This window comes from Streptomyces sp. NPDC026673 (genome assembly GCF_040638135.1).
Classification (GTDB): domain Bacteria; phylum Actinomycetota; class Actinomycetes; order Streptomycetales; family Streptomycetaceae; genus Actinacidiphila.
In genome coordinates this window covers 16,685-37,436 of the sequence record NZ_JBEZXR010000072.1, presented here as the reverse complement: position 1 = coordinate 37,436, position 20,752 = coordinate 16,685, and the positions used below count along the sequence as shown (strand labels likewise).

The following is a 20,752-nucleotide window of genomic DNA, read 5'->3' as shown; positions in this document are numbered from 1 at the left end:
CCACAGTGTTGGCGCATATTCGATCATTCGACGACATACTTGGTGAAATTTTAAACTACTGTTCACCTTGCCGAAATCGAAGGGCGGACGCGCGCCCTACGCTTCCCGGCAGATTAACCGAGCCGACAGGAGACCACGTGCCTCCCCATCCCGAACCACGGGACCCCGAGGTTCTCGACGGGGCATCGCCCCGTTTCGCGGACACATTCGCCCGACGCCCCGCCCTTCCCCGGCGCAGGCTCCTCCCGGACCGGCGGGCGTGGAGCGTCCTCGCGACCACGACGGCCGTCGTCGGCTGCGCGGTGCTGGTCGTTCCCTTGATGGCGGGAATCGATCTCCTGCCCGACAAGGGCGGCAAGGGCAACCCCGTGGCGGCCGGTTCGCCGAGCGCTTCCCAGAGCGGTGTCCTGCCGGCCTCGCCCGGTACGACGGGCTCCAAGGGCTCGCCCGCCGCCGGTGGCAACGTTCCGGCCGGAGGGTCCCAGGGACGGCCCAACGCCGGCGGTTCCGCGGGCGGTGCCGGCAGCACCGGTGGGGGTCTGCCGAACCTGGGCACCGGCGGCTCCGGCGGCAGCGCGACCGGCGGCGGCGGTTCCGCCACCGGGGGTTCCGGCGGTTCCGGTTCCGGTTCGTCGGGCTCTGGTTCCGGTTCCGGTTCTGGTTCCGGTTCGTCGGCCGGCCAGCCGACGCCCACCAAGACGCAGCAGACCGCCACCGTGCCCGGCGTGCGGATCCGCAGCGTGCAGAGCGGCCGCTGCATCGCGGTCAGCGGCGCGAAGAGCAGCACGGGTCGCGACGGCGCCCGCCTGCAGATCCAGAACTGCGACGGCGGTGCCTGGCAGAAGTGGGACTTCCGCTCCGACGGGACCATCCGCTCCTTCGGGATGTGCATGGACCTGGCCGGCGCCTCGTTCACAAACGGTGCGGTCATACAGCTGGCCCGCTGCAACGGCGGCTGGGCCCAGCAGTTCAGGCTCAACACCTCGAACGACCTGACCGTCAAGGACAAGTGCGTCGACGTGCTCGACAAGGGCACGTCCAGCGGCACCCCGCTCCAGCTGTGGACGTGCTCCGGGACGCCGAACCAGAAGTGGGCCAAGTTCTGACGGTCCTCACGTGATGCCGTCCCCGCCCCTCCTCGGGGCGGGGACGGCATTCGCGTTCCGGCGCACGGGCGCCGGCCCGGCCGTCAGCCCCGGCCGTCCGCGAGGACCACCGAGCGCGTCAGGTGGCGGGGCGCGTCAGGGTCGAGGCCGCGCGCGGCGCCGAGCGCGGCGGCCAGTCGCTGGACGACGACCAGGTCGGCGAGCGGGTCGCGGCCCAGGGCCACGAGGCGTCCGCCGGTGCGGGCGATCTCCCCCGCCAGCCCCGCCGGGAGGTCCGCGGGGTCGCCGAACCACCATGCCACCCGTCCGGGCCCGGTGACGCTGATCGGGCCGTGCCGGTACTCCATGACCGGGTATGCCTCGGTCCAGGCGCCCGCCGCCTCCCGCATCTTGAGCGCCGCCTCCTGCGCGACGCCGAAGGCCCAGCCGCGGCCGAGGAAGGTGAACTGCTCGGTCTCGAGCAGCCCTGCGGGGAGCGGGGCGGCGAGCGCCGCCTCCGCCTCGCCCGGCAGACCGTCGAGGTCCTCGCCCAGCAGGGCGCGCAGCAGCACGAGTTCGGTGGTCGCGAAGCGGGTCTGGACGACCGATGCCTCGTCGGCGAAGTCCAGGACCACCGCGGCGTCGGCCAGCTCCATGACGGGCGTCGCCGGATCGGCGGTGACGGCCACCGTGGGCGTCGTGCCGCGCAGCCGGGTGAGCACCTCCAACACCTCGGTCGTGGTGCCGGAACGGGTGAGGGCGACGACCCGGTCGTAGCGGCGTCCGGTGGGCGTCTCCGAAGCGGCGAAGGCGTCGGTCTCCCCCTGGCCGGCGGTCTCGCGGAGCACGGCGTAGGCGTGGGCCATGAACCAGGACGTGCCGCAGCCCACGACGGCCACCCGCTCCCCGGGCCGGGGCACCGCGGCCCGCCACGGGGCCTCCCCGTCGGCCGCGAGGGCGATGGCGCGGCGCCAGCAGTCGGGCTGGGTCGCCGTCTCGATCTCGGTCCGGCTGCCCATCGCGGACCGGCTCCCCACCCCGGTCCCGTTCCCCGTCTCGGACCGGCTCTCGCTCTGGCTCTGGCTCATGGATGGACTCCGTCCCTGTCCGGCGGCCCTTGACACCCGGCACGCCCCGTCGAGCATCATGTGTGAAGTTGCTCGACTCTAGCAATTTTCCTGCAGAAAATTGCACGCTGCTTCATGACGGACGGCCGAGGAAGGGGGTGGCCCATGGGACGGCAGCCACGGTCAGGCGCGGACGATCTCCACGCCGGCCGCCGCGAAGGGATCGATGAGCTCGGCCGCTGCGTTCCCGTCGGTGACCAGGACGTCCACGTCCTCCACCGGGCAGATCCGCGCGAAGGCCCGTTTCCCCAGCTTGGACGCGTCGGCCACCACCACGACCCGCTGGGCGCGCCGGGCGAGCGCCCGGTTGATGCTCGCCTCCCCCTCGTGCTGGGCCGCCGCTCCATGGGTGGCGTCGAAGGCGTCCACACCGAGAAAGACCAGGTCGAGGGTGATCTCCGCAAGCAGTTCCGTGGCCAGCGGCCCGATGAGCTCGTACGAGGCGGGGCGGGCGACGCCGCCGGTCACCACCAGCTTGACGTGGCGCCGGACCGCCAGCTCACCGGCGATGTTGAGGGCGTTCGTGACGACCGTCAGGGCGGTCTCGGCACCGCTGTCGGCGAGGTCGACGCGCGCGGCGAGCGCCCGGGCGACCTCGGTGGTCGTGGTGCCGCCGTTGAGCCCCACCACGGTGCCCGGCTTCGCCAGGGCGGCCGCGGCCTGGGCGATGCGCTCCTTCTCCGGCGCATGGCGGGCGGCCTTGTAGCGCAGGGGCAGGTCGTAGGCGATCGCGTTGATCACCGCGCCGCCGTGGGTGCGCGTGACCATGTTCTGCCGGGCCAGCTCGTCGAGGTCGCGGCGGATCGTGGCGGCGGAGACGGCCAGTTCGGCCGCGGCGGGCTCGACCTCGACGCGTCCGTCCCGGGTGAGCATCTCCAGCAGCGCGCTCCATCGGGCCTGGGGTCCCGCCATCTCTTCGCCTCCTGTGTGTGGGTGCACCGACCTGGGCGCCACGCATGCGGCGCTGTTTTCTGCGCTTTTTCCAGGTCGAATCATCATCTTCGCGCAACGTCACTCTACCGAGAGGTCGCCACGTCATGCCGCTGGTCCCCACCGCCGAACTCGTCCGGGCGGCGCACTCCGACGGGCGCGGCGTAGGAGCGTTCAACGTCATCACCCTGGAGCACGCCGAGGCGGTCGCCGCCGGGGCGGAGGCCGCAGGGCGGCCGGCGATATGCCAGATCAGCGAGAACGCCGTCCGCTTCCACGGCGGTTCCCTCGCCCCGATCGCACGCGCGACAGCCGCGGTCGCCGACTCGGCGGCGGTCCCGCTGGGGCTCCACCTCGACCATGTCACCGACGACGCCCTGCTGCGCCGCGCCGCGGACTGCGGTTTCGGCTCGGTGATGTACGACGCTTCGGCACTGCCCCACGACCGCAACATCGCCGCCACCCGGGCCGCCGCGCAGTGGGCGCACGACCAGGGCCTGTGGCTGGAGGCCGAACTCGGCGAGATCGGCGGCAAGGACGGTGTGCACGCCCCGGGCGCCCGCACCGACCCCGGGGAGGCCGCCGCCTTCGTGGCCGCGACCGGGATCGACGCCCTCGCCGTCGCCGTCGGCAGTTCACACGCCATGACCACCCGTACGGCGCGGCTCGACCACGAGCTGATCGCACGGCTGCGCCGGGCGGTTCCCGTCCCACTCGTCCTGCACGGCTCCACCGGCGTCCCCGACGGGGAACTGCGCCGCGCCGTCGCCGGAGGCATGGTCAAGATCAACATCGGCACGGCCCTGAACATCGCCTTCACCGGAGCGGTCCGCGACTTCCTCGCGACGGACTCCGCCACCGTCGATCCGCGCCGCTACCTGTCCACCGCGCGCACCCACATGGCCGCGGCGGTCGAGAGCGCCCTGCGCGTCCTGGGCTGACACCGCCCGCCCGAACGGGTCAGTGCCGCCCCGCGGCCCGCAACTGCCGCAGCGTCCAGCCGCGCCCGCGCGGGTCGAGGGGGCGCGTGGCGGCGGTGAACAGCTCGGCCGCACGGCGGTACGAGAGCCGTCCGCGCCCGGTGCGGAACACGGGCCCGTCGACGCGGCCGAGGGTCAGCAGGGGGAGCAGCCCGGCCGTTTCCCCGCCCCAGCGCAACGGCGTCTCCCCGCGCTCGCGCGTACGGCGGCCGGGCAGATCGAGGTCGTCGACGTCGAGCGCGAGAAGCCGTTCGATGGGCGCTCCCGTGTCGTGGAGCAGATGCCAGAACGTCTGCTCGCGCAGCGGGGCCGGCAGCCGGAGGACGTCGCGCACCAGGCCGCCGTCGAGTCCGGCCGCCGCGCCGCCCGCCGCGGGGACGGGCACGGCCCGCAGGCCGTCCGTGGGGTCCTGGCACAGCCAGCCCTGCGCGCGCCACCACGTCACGGCACTGCCGAGGACGGACAGTTCCCGGTTGGCGGTGCGGGCCCCGACGGCCGCGGACCGCGCCGCGAAGGCGTCCCGGAGCCGGAGCGCGGTGTGCGGTGCGTCGAGCAGGACGAGCGGAACCGCGGGCGGCACGGCGTTGCGGCGTCCCTCACCGACGGGCGGTTCCCGGTCGACCAGCGCCCAGGCCCAGGTGGTGAGGGCGATCCGGTAGATCCGGCGCGACGCGGCGCTCAGCCCACCGGAGGCGAGGAAGCGGTCCACCGCGACGGCGTACTCGACCGGCCGGCTCACGGCACTCCCCCTCCCCTTCACCCGTCGACCTTGACTGTCGTCGATAATTCGATCGACGAGATCGACCGCAGTAAATCGCGCTTCGTCGCGACCCGCAAGCAGTCTAAGTTGATGCGACCAGACTCAATAATTCTTTTCGAGGGCCTGGCGTGTCGCCGTGTGCGCCTTGCACGCTGCGCTCATGGCTCTCGATCTCCGCCCCGCGGTCCTGCGCGAACGCGACTTCCGCCGCTTCTTCATCGGCTACGCCACGTCCCTGTTCGGATCGTCGATGGCGTCCGTCGCCCTGGCCTTCGCGGTCCTGGAGACCGGCGGCGGGGGAACCGAACTCGGCTTCGTCCTCGCCGCCCGGATCCTGCCGCTCGTGCTGGTGCTGCTCGCCGGCGGCGTCCTCTCCGACCGCTGGGGCAGCCGGCAGGTGATGCTCGCCGCGGACGTGACCCGCTGCCTCACCCAGGCCGGTCTCGCCCTGGTCCTGCTCGGCGGCGATCCGCACATGGGGACGCTGATCGCACTGGTCGTCGTCTGGGGCGCGGCCGAGGCCCTGTTCACCCCCGCACTCGACGCACTCGTCCCCCGCATCGTGCGGGCCGACGCCCTGTCCGACGGCAACGCGCTGCTCGGCGTCGCCCGTTCGGCCGCCTCGATCGCGGGTCCCGCGGTCGCCGGCCTCCTGACGGCGGCCGCGGGCGCCTCCGCCGTCCTGGCCGTGGACGCCGTCAGCTACGGGGTGAGCGTGATGGCGCTGCTCCTGCTGCCCCGGGCCGTCCGGCCGTCCGGGACCCAGTCGTCCTTCGTCACGGAACTCCGGGAGGGCTGGACCGAGTTCCGTTCCCGCACCTGGCTGTGGGTCACCTCGGTGCACGTGTGCCTGTTCAACCTGTTCGTGTGGGCGCCGTTCCTCGTGCTCGGCCCGCTGGTCGCCGAACGCCGGCTCGGCGGGGCGACCTCGTGGGGGCTGGTCATGGCCCTGTACGGGGCGGGGGCGGTGGCGGGCGGCACGGCGATGCTCGGCCGCCGGCCGCGCCGGCCACTGCTCGTCGGAACGGCGGCCACGCTGGGCTGGGCCATGCCGTCGGCCGCCCTGGCCACGGGGCGGCCGTTGCCGTGGATCTGCGCCGCCGCACTGGTGGCCGGCGTCGGTTCGTCCGTGTGCGGCACCCTCTATGCGACGGTCACCCAGTCCCAGGTGCCGCCCGGCTCGCTCGCCCGGGTCAGCGCCTACGGGACCTTCGGAGCCTTCGCCCTCGGCCCGGTGGGGCTCGCCGCGGCCGGTCCCCTGTCCGTGCTGTTCGGCGCCGCGGGGGTCCTGGGGTTCGGCGCGGTCTGGCAACTCTCGGCGGCGGCCGTGGTCCTGACGCTGCCCGCCGTGCGGAGCGCGCTTCCCCGGTCCGGCGCGACGGTGCCGGGCCTCAGCGAGGACAGGGACCCGAGCCGGCCCACGGCCTGACCGGCGCGCGCCGTCGTGGCGCGGGCGGACGTCCGGTGCTCGGGAGTCCGCCGATCCCGAGGCGGACTCACGACGGAGTCTTCGCAGCCCAGTGGCCATGAGTCGGCACCGTGGCCATCACGACAGGTGTGGCGCGAGGCATATCGGCCGGCTTCACTCGACCGGGGTCGCCGGCAACGGTCGGCGGGACGGGTCCCGGCGACGGCGGCCGGTCGGGAATTCGCGTGTCCATCGGGTGGAGCCGTGCGAGCATCGGCGGGTGATCGACGACGAGGAGCTGTCCGCCGCCGACCTGATCGGAAGGCGACTGCTGAAGGTGACCACGGCTCGGCATCACCACGCTGACGACGATCCGTCGCTGGTGCACCTGTGGCTTCACCTGGAGGGTCTGGGCCCGGTGCTGTTCCACACTCCCTCGACCGGCGTGTCTCTGCGAGCCGACCAGCCGCACGGACCGTACTCGGTGGAGGAGCAGGGAAGCGTCTCCGTGATCGACGACGCGCCGGATGTTCCGGTGACCCGGTTTGTCGGACAGACGATCCGGTCGGTTCGGCGGATCGACTACGACGACGGCCATGTCGCCTTCACGGCCGGCCTCACGCTCCGGTTCCCCAGCGGCCGCATCCGCCTGCTCGGCCTCGGGGACGACCTCCTCATCGCCCACGACCGGTATCCGGACGCTGTCGAGGCCCACCTGCACGAGGATGTGACCCTCGCACGGGTGGTGCAGACCTGCGGGGGCTGCCCGTCGCAGTGGGACGCCTGGACGACCACGGGTCAGTACCTGTACCTGCGGTACCGGCACGGCGAGGGGACGGTCGAGCAGCATCCGAGCGAGGACGTCGACACCTGGGATGGCGAGGAGTCGGGGCTCTGGACCGGCTGGGACGACGGAACCAACGGCGGCTGGATCGAGCTCACCGATTTCCTCGCCATGGCCGGCCTGCAACTGGCCCCGGACGCCGAGGTCCACACCACACCGCCGATCGACCTGAAAGCCTGAGAACGATGGTCACGCACCCCGGCCGCGACTACGCGATCACTGCGATGTACTCCGTGCCCGACGACGCCTGGTACCTGGAACTGGACCTCGTCCGGGAGCAACGGGCCGTGGTGACCGCGGTCATCCCCGACGAGGACCCGGCGCGCGAGCCGACGGTGTGCTTCGATCCCCGAGGACGGCACCTGGACATCCCGTACGAGGTGATGCGCTGGTTCATGGACCAGGTCGCGGAGGAGATCCGGACGTCCCGCGCCTGGATGCGGCTGCGGCCCGAGCTGGTGGAGGTCGTCCACCGCTTGCGCCAGGAGTACCTGGGCGCCATCGATGACGCCGACTTTGCCGACGTCCTCGCGGAGCTGCGCGTCGCTGTCCCCGAGGCCGATCTCCCCACCGTTGTCGCGGCCGCGTTCGGGCTGAATCCCGATGGCACCCCCATGGACGGCATGCAGGCGTTCCAGCTCGTCGCCGCGGGGGCGGTGGGGAGTGATCACCGTCCCGCCGCCCCCGCGTCCGGAGTCAGCGGCTCGTGTCGAGTCGGCTGATCAGCCGGCGGTCGGCGGCCCTCCCTCCTGACCTCTCGCTCTGATCGCCTTTGCCCTGAGACCTGTGCGACGACCGGCCACTGGACCGCACCCCCCGAGAACCAGCCCGCGGCTCCCGGCAAGGCGGCCTCCGGCAACGTCACGCCGCAGATTCAGGACCTCCGAAGAACTCCAGGAGGCCGTCGACCGCGACGGCCGCCACGGCCATCGCGGCGGCCAGCGTCCCCAGCACCGCGACGGGCCTCACGGGCTCCCGTTCGTCGTTCCGGCGCCGCGGTGGTCCGGCGGCCATGTCCGCCCAGTAGGTGGTTCCGTCGGGGCGGACGGTCACGCCGTGGCCCGACGCCAGTGCGGCGACGATCTGCAGGCCCCGGCCGTGTTCGTCCCGGGCCTCATTCGCGGTGGGGTCGTTCCGGGACGGTCCCGCGTCCGTGACCTCGATCCGCAGGCAGCGGCTCCCACGGCCGACGGCGAGCCGCAGCACGGCCGGCGGCATGCCGTGCACGACGGCGTTGGTGACCAACTCCGAGACGGCCAGCAGGACATCGTCCGCCGCCTCCCCCGGCACCCCCAGACCACCCAGGACGTACCGCACCTTCCGGCGCAGGATGCCCACCTCGCGGGGGTCGCCCGGGACGGGGAAGCACAGGACGGCGCCCTGCTCCCCCCATCGGCCGGAGCACGGGCGGGGCGCTCCGGACAGGGCGTCGCGCCATCGGCCCAGGCGGTCCCGGAACGGACAGCCGGAGCGCGGGAGTGATGCATGCGTCCTCATGTGGACCTCGTTCGGGTGCGGGACGGACGGCTCGCGGAACGCCGGGGCGCGGGATCCGGCCAGGGGCGCGGGATCCACCACGCCCCTCGGCGCGGGTTCCTCCGTTGACTCCACGGTGTGCCCCCGGTCCGGGAGACGCCACGACCGGCGTCCTCCGTGGTGGGAGGCCGGGCCTTCCACCACGGCAGGAGTCGGGGCGGATCAGCGGCCGGCGCTCTGGCCGCCGTCGACGGGCAGGATCACGCCGGTCACGAAGGGCGCGTTCTCCAGGTAGACGACGGCGTCGACGATGTCGTCGATCTCGCCCATCCGCCCCATCGGGTGCAGGCCGGCCAGCGTCTCGTGGTACTCCACCGGGTGCATCGGCGTCTTGATCGTGCCCAGCGCCACCGCGTTCGACCGGATCCCCCGGGTCGCGTACTCGATCGCCAGCGCCTTCGTCGCCGACTGCAGACCGCCCTTCGTCAGCGAGGCCAGCACCGACGTGACCGCGGCGCTCGGCTGATCGCCCAGAGCGCTGCTGATCTGCACGATGTGGCCGCCGCCCTGCTCCAGCATCCGCTCCACCGCCAGCTGCGTGATCCGGAAGAAGCCGTCCACGTTCACGCCCAGCACCGCGCGGTAGTCCGCCTCGGTGAACTCGGTGAACGGCTTCGCCACGAAGATCCCCGCGTTGTTCACCAGCGTGTCGATCCGCCCGAACCGCTCCACACCGGCCGCGATCACCCGCTCCGCCGTGTCCCAGTCCGCGATGTCACCCTGCACCGTCACCACCTCGGGGTCCGCCGACGGCGCGATGTTCCGGGACGTGGCCACCACGCCGTAACCCAACTTCCGGTACGCGGCCACCAGACCCGCACCGATACCCTGCGACGCACCCGTGACGACCGCGACCTTCTGACCCTGAACGCTCATGACCTGCTCCCGATGAATGGGGGGTGGGTTGCGCCGGCGAAGTAGCCGACCGGTCACCTATAACCCGAAGGACCGGACGACAATTCCGGCTAATCAGGGAAAAATCTACCGCCTGTGAGGATCGCCGCCGGGGAGCCAGGCGTCCGGGCCGTGGATGCCGCAATCCCCCACGCCCTCGGTCAGGGCGTCGACCACGGCGAGCACCGTGCCGCTCACCTCGTCGCTCCGCCACACCAGCGACCAGGTCCAGTAGACCTCGGGAGCCAGCACCGGCCGCTTGACCAGGTCGGGCGGCAACGGGGCGGTCTGGCCCTTGGGGGAGTTGACCACCGGTCCGCCGCAGCGGCGGACGTGGTCGTAGAAGCCGGTCCCGGTGACCCCGCCGTCGGAGATGCGGACCGTGTGCGCTCCCGTGTCGCGGGCGAGTTCCTCCGCGTAGAGGTTCCACGACAGCCAGGAGGTGGTGTCGTCGTCCAGGAGGACGGTGGTGTCCTGGGCCCGGACGGGCCCGGCGTCGGCGCCCGAGGAGACGGCGTAGAGCAGGTCCGCGCCCAGGAGCCGGGCCCGCAGGCCGTACCGCTCCAGGTCCTGTGTCCGTACCCAGCAGATCGCCAGGTCGAGGCTGCCGTCCGCGACCCGTGCGGCCTGCGTGTGGGAGGGCGCGATCCACGCGTCGACGTGCAGTTGCGCGACCGCCGACGCCCGGGCCACGAGATCGGCGGGGATCCAGTTGACGTACCCGAGCCGAACCGCCTCGGAGCCGGCAAGTTGCCTCGCGCGGCGCCCCAGGTCGTCGGAGCGCTCCAGCAGCGCGCGGACGTGCGGGAGCAGTGACGAGCCGGCGGGGGTGAGCGACACGGACCGGCGGTCGCGGTCGAACAGCCGCACCCCCAGGTCGCGTTCGAGGGCCTTGATCTGCTGGGACAGGGAGGGCCCGGCGATCAGGAGCCGTTCGGCCGCCCGCCCGAAGTTCAGCTCCTCGGCCACCGCCACGAAATATCTCAACTGACGCAGCTCCACGCCCGCCATGCTAGAGCCTGGCGCATGTGGGAGCCTGCGCCTCCCAGCTGGGAGCAAAGCGGTCCTGGCCCGCCGCGCGCCGACCGGACAGCATGGGGACACGGACACGCCGCGGTGCTCCGCCGTACCGTTCCGCGGGCGTGGGAGGCCGCATGCCCGGGGACGGCGCGCCGGCGGGTGCGCATCGCGCTCCCCCGCTCTCACGGTGGGAGTACGACCGGACGAAGAGACCTGAGCCGACCGCTCGACATGAAATAGTCGATCGGTCATATACTGATGCCATGGGACGCACCAGTGACGCCAGGGAGAAGATCATCACTGCCGCGCAGACGCTCATCGAGCTGCGCGGCTACTCCGCTTTGGGTGTGGCCGAGATCTGCAAGGCGGCCGGAGTACCCAAGGGCAGCTTCTACTACTTCTTCGAGTCCAAGGAAGCCCTCGCCCTGGCCGTCATCGACGAGCACTGGGCGGCGCAGAAGCGCGACTGGACCCGGATCCTCGGCGACGACGCACCCCCGCTGGAGCGGATGCGCCGGCTGTTCGAGGCCACGGAGGCCGCCCAGCACGCGGGCCAGCAGACCTGCGGCACCGTCTCGGGCTGCATGTTCGGCAACCTCACCTTGGAGATGAGCAACCAGACGGAGTCCATCCGCGCGCGCCTGCAGGAGATCTTCGACGCCCAGGTGGACATGGTCGAGGCGGTCGTGCTCGAGGCGCGTGAGCGCGGCGAGGTCACCGTCACGGACGCGCATGCCGCCGCCGCGTCCGTCGTCGCGCAGCTCGAGGGGCAGGTGCTCTTCGCGAAGCTCTACAACGACACCGGACGGCTCAGCCCGCTCTGGACGAACTGCCTCGCCATCCTGGGCGCACAGGCCCCGCTGGAGGCCGTCGCCTCCGCCTGAGGGGCCGACCGCCCCGGGTGAGGGCACGAGCGCGGCAGGGCCTCGCGCCGCGGACCGGCCGGCCGCGGCGCGGGGTCCTTCGACGCCGGAGGCACACCCGTCAGCGGCCGGGGAGCCGCTCGGTGATCTCCTGCAGTACCCAGCCGTTGCCGTCCGGGTCGCTGAACGAGGCGAACGAGGAGTAGCTGCGCCGCTCCGGGTCGGCGCCGGGCACCCGCCCTTCCGTTCCGGCGCGGTGGAAGACCCCGCCGGCGTCGTGGAACACCTCGCTGATGTCGACTCCGCGTCCGGCCAGCTCCTCGCGGGCCGCCTCGATGTCCGAGACGATCAGGTAGAGGCCCTGGACGGAGCCCGGCGCGGCCGAGCTGACGCCGGTGCCGAAGATGATCGAGCCCGGGGAGCCGGGCGGAGTGAGCTGGACGACCCGGAAGTCCTCGCCGGTGGCGAAATCGGCGTCCAGCCGCCAGCCCAGCCCTTCGTAGAAGGCCTTCGCCCGGTCGACGTCGGCGACGGGCACCACCACGACCTCGAGTCTCATGTCCACAGCGGTTGCTCCTTTCCCTTGCCCCGGTCGGCATGCGGGGGCACGCCGGACGGCCTTGGTCCGCGGGTGATCCCTACCCCGCAGGTTCCCGGGCGGTCGGCACCATGCGGCACCGCCACCGCGTTGGCGGTGTCGGCTCCCGGCCGGCCGAGACGGACTCCCCCGATAAGCCGACCGGTCATCTAAAACCTAGACGACCGGTCGGCCGCACGTCAAAAGGGACGAGCCGGGCCTCGGCCACGCAACGGGCGGCGAGCGGCGAGCGGCGAGCGGCGAGCGGCGAGCGGCGAGGAGATCCGACCCCGCCCGGAAAATCTCGGCTCGCCCGGTAAGAAGGTCGCGCTTCCGGACATGGACAGGGTGGAGGGGATGTGGACACAACAACCGATGAGCAGCGCTTCGCCCGCGTGTACCAGGAGACGTACGACGCGGTCGAGGCCTACGTGCGCCGTCGCATCCACCCCGACCAGGCACGCGACGTCGTCGCGGAGGTGTTCCTCGTCGCGTGGCGCAGATTCGGCGAAGCCCCCGCCGCGAGCCCGCTCCCGTGGCTGTACGGCGTGGCGCGGCGCACTCTGGCCAACACGCGCCGCGCCGACCGCCGGCGTGCCGGGTTGGCGGAGGTCCTCGCCGCCCAGCCACGTCACGACGTCGACGATCACGCGGGTGGTGTCGCCGACCGGCTGCACCTGGCGGAGGCGTTCGACGGCCTGAGCGCTACCGACCAAGAGGTGCTGCGGCTGGCCTTCTGGGAGGAACTGGCGCCGAGGGACGCGGCGCGCGCCCTGGGGTGCTCGTCGGCCACGTTCCAGGTCCGTTTGCACCGGGCGCGCAAGCGTCTGCGGCAACGCGTCGCGGAGACCGCCGACTCCGGGCTGCCTTCGCCGGGCGCGCGGGAGGCCGGGAGGCCGCGGATGACATGGGGTGGTTCCGATGCGTGACGTCGACGGCGGCTTCCGGGCCATGGATCCGGCGCGGGGACGAACGGGGTTGCTGAGCGCGCCCGAGCGCCGGGCCCTGCTGGACAGGGTCCTCACGACACCGCGCGAGCATCGCACGGCACGGCCCGGGGGATCCGGGACGCGGCGGTGGGGACTCGCCCTGGCCGTCGCGGCGGCCGCGACGGCCGCCGCCCTGGCGGTTCCGGAACTGCTGGGGCCGGCGGCCCAGCCGGCGTACGCGGTGACACCGGAGCCCTTGGCGCTGCACCGGCCCGGCGGGCCCGCCGGCGACGTGCTCGAGGCGCTCGCCCGCCAGGTCGAGAAGCTGCCGGACGACTCGCCGAATGGCGGCACGGAGCGCTTCGTACAGGACAGTTGGTCACTGTCGACCCGAGTCGACGGCATCCAGGTCACGTCCGCGATCGTTCCCGAGCGAAGGGTGACGTGGAAGAGGCCGGACGGATCGGAGACCTGGCGCGTCCGTTCACTCGCCCCGCGGTTCGCGACCGCGGAGCAACGCAGGACATGGGAGGACGCCGGGTCCCTCGGCGGTGAACCACGGGAGTCCTCGGATTCCACCGGACCGGCCGACCCCGCCGACCCCCGGAATCAGGAGCCTCCCGCCGATCCCGCGGGAATGGGGCGCTGGCTGCGTGCCGGGTACGAGACCCGCGGCGCGGGCGAGTTCTTCGACTCGGTGGCCGAGCGGCACATCGACAACCACTTCTCCCCGGTGCAGCGGGCCGCGCTGCTCCGGGCCCTGGCCGCGGTGCGGGGTGTCGAGTACCGCGGCATGGTGACCGACCGCGCGGGCCGCTCCGGGCACGCCTTCTCGGTGGCCTCGTCGTATGGAGGTCTCCCGAAGGTGCAGACGCTCGTGTTCGATCCCCACGGCGGTGACCTCCTCTCGTACGACGAACAGCTGACCACCGATGCCGGCGCGCTCAATGTGAGGGTCCCCGCCGTCGTCCTCTACATCGACTACCTCTCCGCCGGGTGACCGGCGGCGTACGTCGGATACGCGAACCGGCCGACCTGCTCGACGCCGGTCAGCCGCAGCCGCGCCGAGGTCAGCCGTCTCGGCGGCAGCGGCGCGCCCGCGCCGAGGGTGACCGGTGCAACGCGAGGACGAGCTCGTCCAGGAGTCCCCGGTCGGCGAAGGCGCCGACGAGTTCGCCGCCGCCCACGAGCCGGATGTTCCGGCCCCGGGCGGCGGCGGTCATGGCCTCGTTCGTGGACGGGGCGGACGTCGCCGCGGACGAAGGTGAGGTCCGCCCCGGGGACCGCCGGCAGGTCCCGGTGGGTGAAGACCCAGGCCGGGATGGTGCCGTAGTACCCGGTCCACGTGCCGGGCCGCTCGAGCAGCCGGTCGTGCTCCAGGATCCACTCGTAGGTGGTGGCGCCCATCGCGAAGGCGCCGACACCCGCGAAGAAGGACCTGAACCGCGCGACGCCCTCCCCCCTCCACCTCGAAGAGCCGGTCGAGAGAGCTGTCCCGGTCGGCGATGAAGCCGTCGAGGCTGGTCACGGTGAAGTACTGGGTCCTCGTGACCTGCTCAGCCTGACACCCCGGGACGGCTCGCCGTCGGCACTCCAGCGGTGGGCGCTACAGCAGTCCCTCCGCCACCGGCCCCAGGGACAGGGCGGGCAGGAAGTTCAGCAGGGCGAGGACGAGGGCGGCGCCGGTGGCCAGGACGACGAAGTTGACGCCGTGCGGGCGCAGGGTGCCGACCGTGACCACGCCCGGCCGCTGCCGGGCCAGACGCCCGGCGAGCGCGAGCACGAACACCATCGGGAGGTAGCGGCCGATCAGCATGGCGGCGGTCATCAGCAGGTTGTGGAGGTCGGTGGCGCCGTTGAAGCCCGCCATCGCGCTGCCGTTGCTCGCCGTGTTGCTGGTGTACGCGTAGATCAGCTCGGTCAGGCCGTGCGGCCCCGGGTTGCCCATCGAGGAACGTCCCCCGGGCAGGGCGACCGCGAGGGCGGAGCACACCAGGATCGCGGTGGGCGCGACGAGCGCGTAGAGCACGACGTAGCGCATCTCGCCGGCGCCGATGCGCTTGCGCAGGTACTCCGGCGTGCGGCCGACCATCAGGCCGCCGACGAAGACGGCGACGAGCACCGCCATGAGCAGCCCGTACAGTCCGCTCCCGGTGCCGCCGGGCGCGATCTCGCCGAGCATCATGCCGGCCAGCAGGACCCCGCCGCCGAGGCTGGAGAAGCTGTCGTAAGAGGCGTTGGCAGCGCCGTCCGCGGAGGCGGTCGCGGACACCCCGAACAGGGTGCTCGCCGGGACGCCGAAGCGGGTCTCGGTCCCTTCGGTGTGTCCGCCCACCGCGGCGCTGACGGTGCCGGTGTGGGCGCTCTGGGCGAGGTTGGCGGCGGCCAGCAGCAGGCCGAAGAGGATGCCGACGACCGCGAGGAGCGTCCAGCTCTGCCTGAGGCTGCCGACGAGACGGCCGTAGGTGCGGATCAGCGCGGTCGGGATCAGCAGCATGAGCACGATCTCGAGCGTGTTGCTCCAGGCCGAGGGGTTCTCCAGCGGGTGGGCGCTGTTGGCGTTGAAGACACCGCCGCCGTCGCCCGACATCAGCTTGACGGACTCCCAGGAGCCGACGGGGGCGGCGAGCTGGTCGCTCCCCGACAGGTGCTGCGGCACGCCGAGGGCGATCAGGACGATGCCCGAGACGACGGCGAGGGGCAGGAAGACGCGGAAGGTGCTGCGTACCAGGTCGACCCAGAAGTTGCCCAGCCGGTCGGTGTCGCGTCGGACAAGGCCGCGCACGAGGGCGAGCGCGACGCAGATGCCGACCGCGCCGGAGGCGAAGGCCTGGGTGCCCAGGCCCGCCATGACGGCCAGGTGGCCGGTGGTGGACTCGCCCGCGTAGTTCTGCCAGCTGGTGTTGGTGGTGAAGCTGACGGCGGTGTGGAGGGCGAGCCGCCAGGACATGCCGTCGCGGCCGAGCGACCACGGCAGCTTGTCCTGCAGGGTGAACAGGGCGAACAGCGCGGCGATGCTCACGGCCGAGAAGGCGAGCAGGGCACCCAGGTAGTGCCGCCAGTTCTGTTCCTTGTCGGGGTCGACGCCGCACAGGCGGTAGAGGGTGCGTTCGGGTCTGAGGTGGCGGCCGCCTTCGAAGGCGCGTGCCATGTAGTCGCCGAGGGGGACGTGGAGGCCGACCACGACGGCGATGACGAGGGAGGCCTGGATCCATCCGTACATGTCTGCTCTCACGCTCCGCGCGTCGGGTGGGTGCGGTCCAGGGCGGCGTTGAGCTCGACGACGTTGACGGCGGGCTCGCCGAGTACGCCGAGGGCGCGGCCGGTGGTGTACCGCGCGATCAGCGCGCGCACGGTGTCCTCGCCGATCCCCCGCTCGCGGGCGATCCGGGGTGCCTGGAGGCCCGCGTACGCGGGGCTGATGTCGGGGTCGAGACCGCTGCCGCTCGCGGTCACCGCGTCGGCGGGAACCTCGGGGCGGGCCGGGGCGTCACCGCGCACGGGGGTGACGACGGCGCGGGAGTAGTCGGCGCCGGGTTCGGCACAGCCGACCGCGACGTGCTCATAGGAACCGACGAACGGCCGGGCCGGGCAGGCCTGGTTGAGGCTGACCACGCGGGTCACCCGGCCCGTGGTGCCACCGTCGCGGAAGACGCCGAGCACGGCTCCGACGCCGTCGGGGGTGCAGTAGGGGCGGGAGCCGTCGACGTCTTCGAGTTCGCCGACGGCCTTGCTGCGCGCGCAGACCTGGGTGAGCAGGCTGAGCTTGTCGGGGGTGTCGACGACGCTCTCGGCACCCTGGTTGCCGGCGCCGGAGGCCGCGGTGTCGTAGCCGTCGCCGGCGTTGGAGGGGCGCGACTGGAAGTAGCCGGGCACCGGGTTGCCCTTGGAGTCGGTGTAGGCCTTGCCGATGAGCGTGTCGCGTGACGAGGCGTCACGCAGGCCCGGCGCCTGGGCGAGCAGTGTCATGCCCAGGGGGTAGGCCAGGCCGACGAGCAGGGTCAGCGCGAGCACCACGCGGACGGCCGCGAGATGATGCGCCGCCCAGCGGGGCAGAGTGGAGGTGCGAGACATGGTCAGATCCCGGGGATGAACTGGACGAGGGCGAGGTCGATCAGCTTGATCGCGAGGAACGGCACGATGACGCCGCCGAGGCCGTAGACCCACAGGTTGCGGGTGAGGAGTGCGGCGGCGCTGCCGGGCCGGTAGCGGACTCCGCGCAGGGCGAGCGGGATCAGCGCGACGATGACGACGGCGTTGAAGATGACGGCCGACAGGATCGCCGAGGCGGGTGAGTGCAGCCGCATGACGTTCACGGCGTCGAGCGCGGGGTAGACGCCGCCGAACATCGCGGGAAGGATCGCGAAGTACTTCGCGATGTCGTTGGCGATGGAGAAGGCCGTCAGGGCGCCGCGGGTGATGAGGAGTTGCTTGCCGATCTCCACGATCTCGACGATCTTCGTGGGGTCGGAGTCGAGGTCGACCATGTTGCCGGCCTCCTTGGCGGCCGACGTGCCGGTGTTCATGGCGACGCCGACGTCCGCCTGGGCGAGGGCGGGGGCGTCGTTGGTGCCGTCGCCGGTCATGGCGACGAGATGACCGCCGGCCTGCTCGTGCTTGATCAGGGCGAGCTTGTCCTCGGGGGTCGCCTCGGCGAGGAAGTCGTCCACGCCCGCCTCCTCGGCGATGGCGCGGGCGGTCACCGGGTTGTCGCCGGTGATCATGACGGTGCGGATGCCCATGCGGCGCATCTCGTCGAAGCGTTCGCGCAGGCCGGGCTTGACGACGTCCTTGAGGTGGACGACGCCCAGGACGCGGGCGGGACTCCCGTCGGCGGGACGTTCGGCGACGACGAGGGGCGTGCCGCCCGCGGACGACACCTGCTCGACGTATACGTCCATGCCGGCCGGAACAGTGCCGCCCTCGTCGCGGACCCAGGCGGCGACCGCGGCGGCGGCGCCCTTGCGCAGCTTCCTGCCGCCGGGGAGGTCCACCCCGGACATGCGGGTGGTGGCGCTGAAGGCCACCCACCGGGCGTCCGGCAGATCGATCTCGTCCGCCTTGTGGTGGGAGAGCTCGTAGTGCTCGCGGGCGTGGGAGACGATCGAGCGTCCCTCGGGGGTCTCGTCGGCGAGGCTCGACAGCAGGGCCGACTGGGCGAACCGCTCGGGCTCGACGTCCCCGACGGGCAGGAAGGCGCTCGCCTGCCGGTTGCCGTAGGTGATGGTGCCGGTCTTGTCGAGCAGCAGCGTGTTCACGTCGCCCGCGGCTTCGACGGCGCGGCCGGAGGAGGCCAGGACGTTGCGCTGCACCAGGCGGTCCATGCCCGCGATGCCGATGGCGGACAGCAGGGCGCCGATCGTCGTCGGGATGAGGCAGACCAGCAGCGACACCAGGACGATGCCGGTGACGCCGTCGGCGGTCATCGCGGCGCTGTCGGGGGCGGCGCTCATGAAGCCCTTGGAGAAGATCGCCATGGGCTGGAGGGTCACGACGGCGACCAGGAAGACGAAGGTCAGCATGACGAGCAGCAGGTTCAGGGCGAGCTCGTTGGGCGTCTTCTGCCGGTTGGCGCCCTCCACCAGACCGATCATGCGGTCCAGGAAGCTGTGTCCCGGCTCCTGGGTGATGCGCACGACGACGCGGTCGGACAGCACCACGGTGCCACCCGTGACGGCCGAACGGTCGCCGCCGGCCTCGCGGATGACAGGTGCCGACTCGCCGGTGATCGCGGACTCGTCGACGCTGGCGACGCCCTCGATGACGTCGCCGTCGCCGGGGATGGTCTCCCCGGCCTCCACGACGACCGTGTCGCCGCGGCGCAGCGCGATGGCGTGCACGACCTTCTCGCCGTCCTCCGTCAGCCGGCGGGCGGTGGTCAGCTTGCGCATGCTGCGCAATGAGTCGGCTTGTGCCTTGCCGCGGCTCTCGGCGACGGCCTCGGCGAGGTTGCCGAAGACGACGGTCAGCCAGAGCCACACCGTGATCAGCCAGCCGAACACGGTCGGGTGGGCGAGGGCCAGCCCGGTGGTGAGGACGGCACCGATCTCGGTGACGAACATGACCGGGTTGCGGACCAGCGTCACGGGGTTGAGCTTGCGCAGCGCCGCGGGGAGGGCGAGCCACAGCTGCCCGGGGTCGAGCAGTCCGGCGCCGACACGGCGCTTTCCGGCTGCCTGTGCGGGAAGGACGGGGCTGTCACTGTCCGGTCTGACGGGTGCGGGTGCGATGGTCATCTGATGCCCTCCGCGACGATCAGGCGGACGGTGTACTCCACACTCACCGGACTCTCTCTTCTTGTGGATCGGGACCCGTGGACCGGGCCTCTTGAAACGGAAACGGGCATGGCGCACCTCCGGGCAGGGGGACGCGGGGACATCACCTGCCCGGAGGGCGTTCAGCGGCGCCGGGGACGGCGCCGAGGTCATCGGGCCTCAGGGGCCCCGGGCTCAGAGCCCGATGTCGCGGTTGCGGAAGTCGGCGAGCGACTCACGGCGGACCAGCAGCCGGGCGCGGCCCTCGTGCACGGCGACGACGGGAGGACGGCCGACGAGGTTGTACGTGGACGCCATCGACAGGTGGTAGGCGCCCGCGACGGGCACGGCCAGGAGGTCCCCGGGGCGGATGTCGGCGGGCAGCGGCACCGCCGAGGCGAGGATGTCGCCGGCCTCGCAGTGCCGGCCGACCACGGTCACCAGGACCGGTTCCTCGGTGGAGTGACGGCCGATCAGCCGCGGCGTGTAGCGGACCCCGTACAGCGCGGGGCGCGGGTTGTCGCTCATGCCGCCGTCGACCGCGACGAAGGTCTGGCCGCCGGTGCGCTTGACCGACAGCACGTGGTACAGCGCGACACCCGCCGGGCCCACGATCGCGCGGCCCGGTTCGACCGTGAGCCGCGGCACCGGCAGACCCGCGGCCGCGCAGCCCTCGGCGAGTTCGGAACGTATCCGGGCGGCGAGCGTGGTCAGGTCCATCGCCGCCTCGCCCGGGCGGTACGCCACTCCGTGGCCCCCGCCGAGGTCCAGCTCCGGCAACGTGACACCGTGCTGCCTGCGAACGGCGGCCAGCAGACCCACCAGCCGGCGGACGGCCGAGAGGTACGGCTTGACGCTGCTGATCTGCGAGCCCAGGTGGCAGTGGAGGCCGACGAGTTCCAGCCGCGGCTGGTCCAGCACCCGCGCGATGGCGTGCTGCGCCGAGCCGTCGGCGAGCGACAGCCCGAACTTCTGGTCGTCGGTCCCGGTGCGCACCGCGTTGTGGTGCCCGGCGGCGATGCCCGGCACGACGCGCAGCAGTACCTTCTGGCGGTCGCCGGGCGGCACATGGGCCGCCAGCCGGGCGATCTCGCCGGTGCTGTCGATCACGATCCGGCCGACGCCCAGGCGCAGCGCGGTGGCCAGGTCGTCGGGGCTCTTGGCGTTGCCATGGAGCAGGATGCGCTCCGGCGGGAAGCCGGTGACGACCGCGAGTTCGAGCTCCCCGGCCGAGCAGACGTCGAGGCCGAGGCCCTCCTCGTCCACCCAGTGCGCCATGGCGCGGCACAGGAACGCCTTGGCGGCGTAGAGCACGTCGCCGTCGGGGAAGGCCGCGCGGTAGGCGCGGCAGCGGTCGCGGACCTCGCCCTCGTCCAGGACGTAGGCGGGGGTGCCGAAGCGTTCGGCGATCTCGGTCAGGGCGACCCCGCCCACGGTGACATCACCATGGGGGGCGGCGGAGGCGGAGGCGGGCCACACCGACAGGTCGGCGTCGGGGTACGCGGTCTCCAAGTGCTCGGTGACGAGAGTCATGACAGCGCTCCT

Annotated in this window: 20 protein-coding genes; 8 read left to right on the top strand and 12 right to left on the bottom strand. The window is 72.5% G+C overall.

Annotated elements, in window-relative coordinates; all coding sequences use genetic code 11:
- Positions 1-137: 137 nt before the first annotated feature.
- Positions 138-1,106, top strand: a complete 969-nt coding sequence (locus AB0F62_RS33895; RefSeq protein WP_361808349.1) for an RICIN domain-containing protein — start codon at positions 138-140, stop codon at positions 1,104-1,106.
- Positions 1,107-1,189: 83 nt separating this feature from the next.
- Here AB0F62_RS33895 and AB0F62_RS33890 read toward each other — a convergent pair whose 3' ends face one another.
- The gene (locus tag AB0F62_RS33890) at positions 1,190-2,104 is read right to left on the bottom strand and encodes a sugar isomerase (protein WP_361808364.1); all 915 of its coding nucleotides are present in this window, start codon (positions 2,102-2,104) and stop codon (positions 1,190-1,192) included.
- Positions 2,105-2,335: 231 nt separating this feature from the next.
- Complete coding sequence (locus AB0F62_RS33885) at positions 2,336-3,124, bottom strand: DeoR/GlpR family DNA-binding transcription regulator (protein WP_361808346.1); 789 nt, start codon at positions 3,122-3,124, stop codon at positions 2,336-2,338.
- 125 nt (positions 3,125-3,249) lie between these two features.
- Between AB0F62_RS33885 and AB0F62_RS33880 the strand changes: the two genes are divergently transcribed.
- Complete coding sequence (locus tag AB0F62_RS33880) at positions 3,250-4,083, top strand: class II fructose-bisphosphate aldolase (RefSeq protein WP_361808343.1); 834 nt, start codon at positions 3,250-3,252, stop codon at positions 4,081-4,083.
- A 19-nt stretch (positions 4,084-4,102) separates the two neighbouring features.
- Here the strand turns inward: AB0F62_RS33880 and AB0F62_RS33875 are convergent, their stop codons facing one another.
- Positions 4,103-4,861: a hypothetical protein gene (locus AB0F62_RS33875; RefSeq protein ID WP_361808341.1), complete on the bottom strand. Its 759-nt coding sequence runs from the start codon at positions 4,859-4,861 to the stop codon at positions 4,103-4,105.
- A 181-nt stretch (positions 4,862-5,042) separates the two neighbouring features.
- On the opposite strand from AB0F62_RS33875, the gene AB0F62_RS33870 reads away from it, so the two are divergent.
- The 3 genes from AB0F62_RS33870 to AB0F62_RS33860 all read left to right on the top strand — a co-directional run bounded on the left by AB0F62_RS33870 (position 5,043) and on the right by AB0F62_RS33860 (position 7,856).
- Entirely contained in the window at positions 5,043-6,311 is a 1,269-nt protein-coding gene (locus AB0F62_RS33870; protein WP_361808338.1) for an MFS transporter, read from the top strand.
- A gap of 259 nt (positions 6,312-6,570) precedes the next feature.
- Positions 6,571-7,314 carry a hypothetical protein gene (locus AB0F62_RS33865; protein WP_361808335.1) on the top strand — a complete coding sequence of 248 codons (744 nt, stop codon included), beginning with the start codon at positions 6,571-6,573 and terminating at the stop codon, positions 7,312-7,314.
- Between the two features lie 5 nt (positions 7,315-7,319).
- Positions 7,320-7,856: a hypothetical protein gene (locus AB0F62_RS33860; RefSeq protein WP_361808332.1), complete on the top strand. Its 537-nt coding sequence runs from the start codon at positions 7,320-7,322 to the stop codon at positions 7,854-7,856.
- 139 nt (positions 7,857-7,995) lie between these two features.
- On the opposite strand, the gene AB0F62_RS33855 is transcribed toward AB0F62_RS33860, so the two are convergent.
- The 3 genes from AB0F62_RS33855 to AB0F62_RS33845 form a co-directional block, all read right to left on the bottom strand.
- Positions 7,996-8,631 (bottom strand): ATP-binding protein, encoded by a 636-nt coding sequence (locus tag AB0F62_RS33855; protein WP_361808329.1) that lies wholly within the window; start codon positions 8,629-8,631, stop codon positions 7,996-7,998.
- Between the two features lie 201 nt (positions 8,632-8,832).
- A complete protein-coding gene (locus tag AB0F62_RS33850) occupies positions 8,833-9,546 on the bottom strand; it encodes an SDR family oxidoreductase (protein WP_361808326.1) in 714 nt (237 codons plus the stop codon).
- Positions 9,547-9,651: 105 nt separating this feature from the next.
- Positions 9,652-10,575: a LysR family transcriptional regulator gene (locus AB0F62_RS33845; RefSeq protein ID WP_361808323.1), complete on the bottom strand. Its 924-nt coding sequence runs from the start codon at positions 10,573-10,575 to the stop codon at positions 9,652-9,654.
- Between the two features lie 272 nt (positions 10,576-10,847).
- Between AB0F62_RS33845 and AB0F62_RS33840 the strand changes: the two genes are divergently transcribed.
- Entirely contained in the window at positions 10,848-11,468 is a 621-nt protein-coding gene (locus AB0F62_RS33840) for a TetR/AcrR family transcriptional regulator (RefSeq protein ID WP_361808320.1), read from the top strand.
- Positions 11,469-11,568: 100 nt separating this feature from the next.
- Here the strand turns inward: AB0F62_RS33840 and AB0F62_RS33835 are convergent, their stop codons facing one another.
- Entirely contained in the window at positions 11,569-12,012 is a 444-nt protein-coding gene (locus AB0F62_RS33835; protein WP_361808316.1) for a VOC family protein, read from the bottom strand.
- Positions 12,013-12,383: 371 nt separating this feature from the next.
- Here AB0F62_RS33835 and AB0F62_RS33830 point away from each other — a divergent pair, with 371 nt between their 5' ends.
- Together AB0F62_RS33830 and AB0F62_RS33825 are read left to right on the top strand one after the other, a co-directional pair.
- Positions 12,384-12,953, top strand: a complete 570-nt coding sequence (locus AB0F62_RS33830; protein WP_361808313.1) for a sigma-70 family RNA polymerase sigma factor — start codon at positions 12,384-12,386, stop codon at positions 12,951-12,953.
- On the top strand, positions 12,946-13,953 hold the full coding sequence (locus tag AB0F62_RS33825) for a CU044_5270 family protein (protein WP_361808310.1): 1,008 nt from the start codon (positions 12,946-12,948) through the stop codon (positions 13,951-13,953). Before AB0F62_RS33830 ends, AB0F62_RS33825 begins: the two co-directional genes overlap by 8 nt.
- Positions 13,954-14,023: 70 nt before the next feature.
- Here the strand turns inward: AB0F62_RS33825 and AB0F62_RS33820 are convergent, their stop codons facing one another.
- From AB0F62_RS33820 to lysA, 5 genes are all read right to left on the bottom strand, one after another.
- The gene (locus tag AB0F62_RS33820; RefSeq protein ID WP_361808307.1) at positions 14,024-14,176 is read right to left on the bottom strand and encodes a hypothetical protein; all 153 of its coding nucleotides are present in this window, start codon (positions 14,174-14,176) and stop codon (positions 14,024-14,026) included.
- Positions 14,177-14,559: 383 nt separating this feature from the next.
- A complete protein-coding gene (kdpA, locus tag AB0F62_RS33815) occupies positions 14,560-16,176 on the bottom strand; it encodes a potassium-transporting ATPase subunit KdpA (RefSeq protein ID WP_361808304.1) in 1,617 nt (538 codons plus the stop codon).
- A gap of 8 nt (positions 16,177-16,184) precedes the next feature.
- Entirely contained in the window at positions 16,185-17,027 is an 843-nt protein-coding gene (locus tag AB0F62_RS33810) for a potassium-transporting ATPase subunit C (protein WP_361808301.1), read from the bottom strand.
- A 2-nt stretch (positions 17,028-17,029) separates the two neighbouring features.
- Positions 17,030-19,189 (bottom strand): potassium-transporting ATPase subunit KdpB, encoded by a 2,160-nt coding sequence (kdpB, locus tag AB0F62_RS33805; protein WP_361808298.1) that lies wholly within the window; start codon positions 19,187-19,189, stop codon positions 17,030-17,032.
- Positions 19,190-19,402: 213 nt separating this feature from the next.
- Complete coding sequence (gene lysA, locus AB0F62_RS33800) at positions 19,403-20,740, bottom strand: diaminopimelate decarboxylase (protein ID WP_361808295.1); 1,338 nt, start codon at positions 20,738-20,740, stop codon at positions 19,403-19,405.
- Positions 20,741-20,752: the final 12 nt, after the last annotated feature.

Bases quoted from the DNA above. Each gene is read 5' to 3' on its own strand.
- AB0F62_RS33845 (WP_361808323.1), bottom strand. From the start codon at position 10,575: ATGGCGGGCGTGGAGCTGCGTCAGTTGAGATATTTCGTGGCGGTGGCC.
- AB0F62_RS33890 (WP_361808364.1), bottom strand. From the start codon at position 2,104: ATGGGCAGCCGGACCGAGATCGAGACGGCGACCCAGCCCGACTGCTGG.
- AB0F62_RS33880 (WP_361808343.1), top strand. From the start codon at position 3,250: ATGCCGCTGGTCCCCACCGCCGAACTCGTCCGGGCGGCGCACTCCGAC.
- AB0F62_RS33810 (WP_361808301.1), bottom strand. From the start codon at position 17,027: ATGTCTCGCACCTCCACTCTGCCCCGCTGGGCGGCGCATCATCTCGCG.
- AB0F62_RS33870 (WP_361808338.1), top strand. From the start codon at position 5,043: ATGGCTCTCGATCTCCGCCCCGCGGTCCTGCGCGAACGCGACTTCCGC.
- AB0F62_RS33820 (WP_361808307.1), bottom strand. From the start codon at position 14,176: ATGACCGCCGCCGCCCGGGGCCGGAACATCCGGCTCGTGGGCGGCGGC.
- AB0F62_RS33850 (WP_361808326.1), bottom strand. From the start codon at position 9,546: ATGAGCGTTCAGGGTCAGAAGGTCGCGGTCGTCACGGGTGCGTCGCAG.
- AB0F62_RS33860 (WP_361808332.1), top strand. From the start codon at position 7,320: ATGGTCACGCACCCCGGCCGCGACTACGCGATCACTGCGATGTACTCC.
- AB0F62_RS33855 (WP_361808329.1), bottom strand. From the start codon at position 8,631: ATGAGGACGCATGCATCACTCCCGCGCTCCGGCTGTCCGTTCCGGGAC.
- kdpA (WP_361808304.1), bottom strand. From the start codon at position 16,176: ATGTACGGATGGATCCAGGCCTCCCTCGTCATCGCCGTCGTGGTCGGC.
- lysA (WP_361808295.1), bottom strand. From the start codon at position 20,740: ATGACTCTCGTCACCGAGCACTTGGAGACCGCGTACCCCGACGCCGAC.
- AB0F62_RS33885 (WP_361808346.1), bottom strand. From the start codon at position 3,124: ATGGCGGGACCCCAGGCCCGATGGAGCGCGCTGCTGGAGATGCTCACC.
- AB0F62_RS33825 (WP_361808310.1), top strand. From the start codon at position 12,946: ATGCGTGACGTCGACGGCGGCTTCCGGGCCATGGATCCGGCGCGGGGA.
- kdpB (WP_361808298.1), bottom strand. From the start codon at position 19,189: ATGACCATCGCACCCGCACCCGTCAGACCGGACAGTGACAGCCCCGTC.
- AB0F62_RS33840 (WP_361808320.1), top strand. From the start codon at position 10,848: ATGGGACGCACCAGTGACGCCAGGGAGAAGATCATCACTGCCGCGCAG.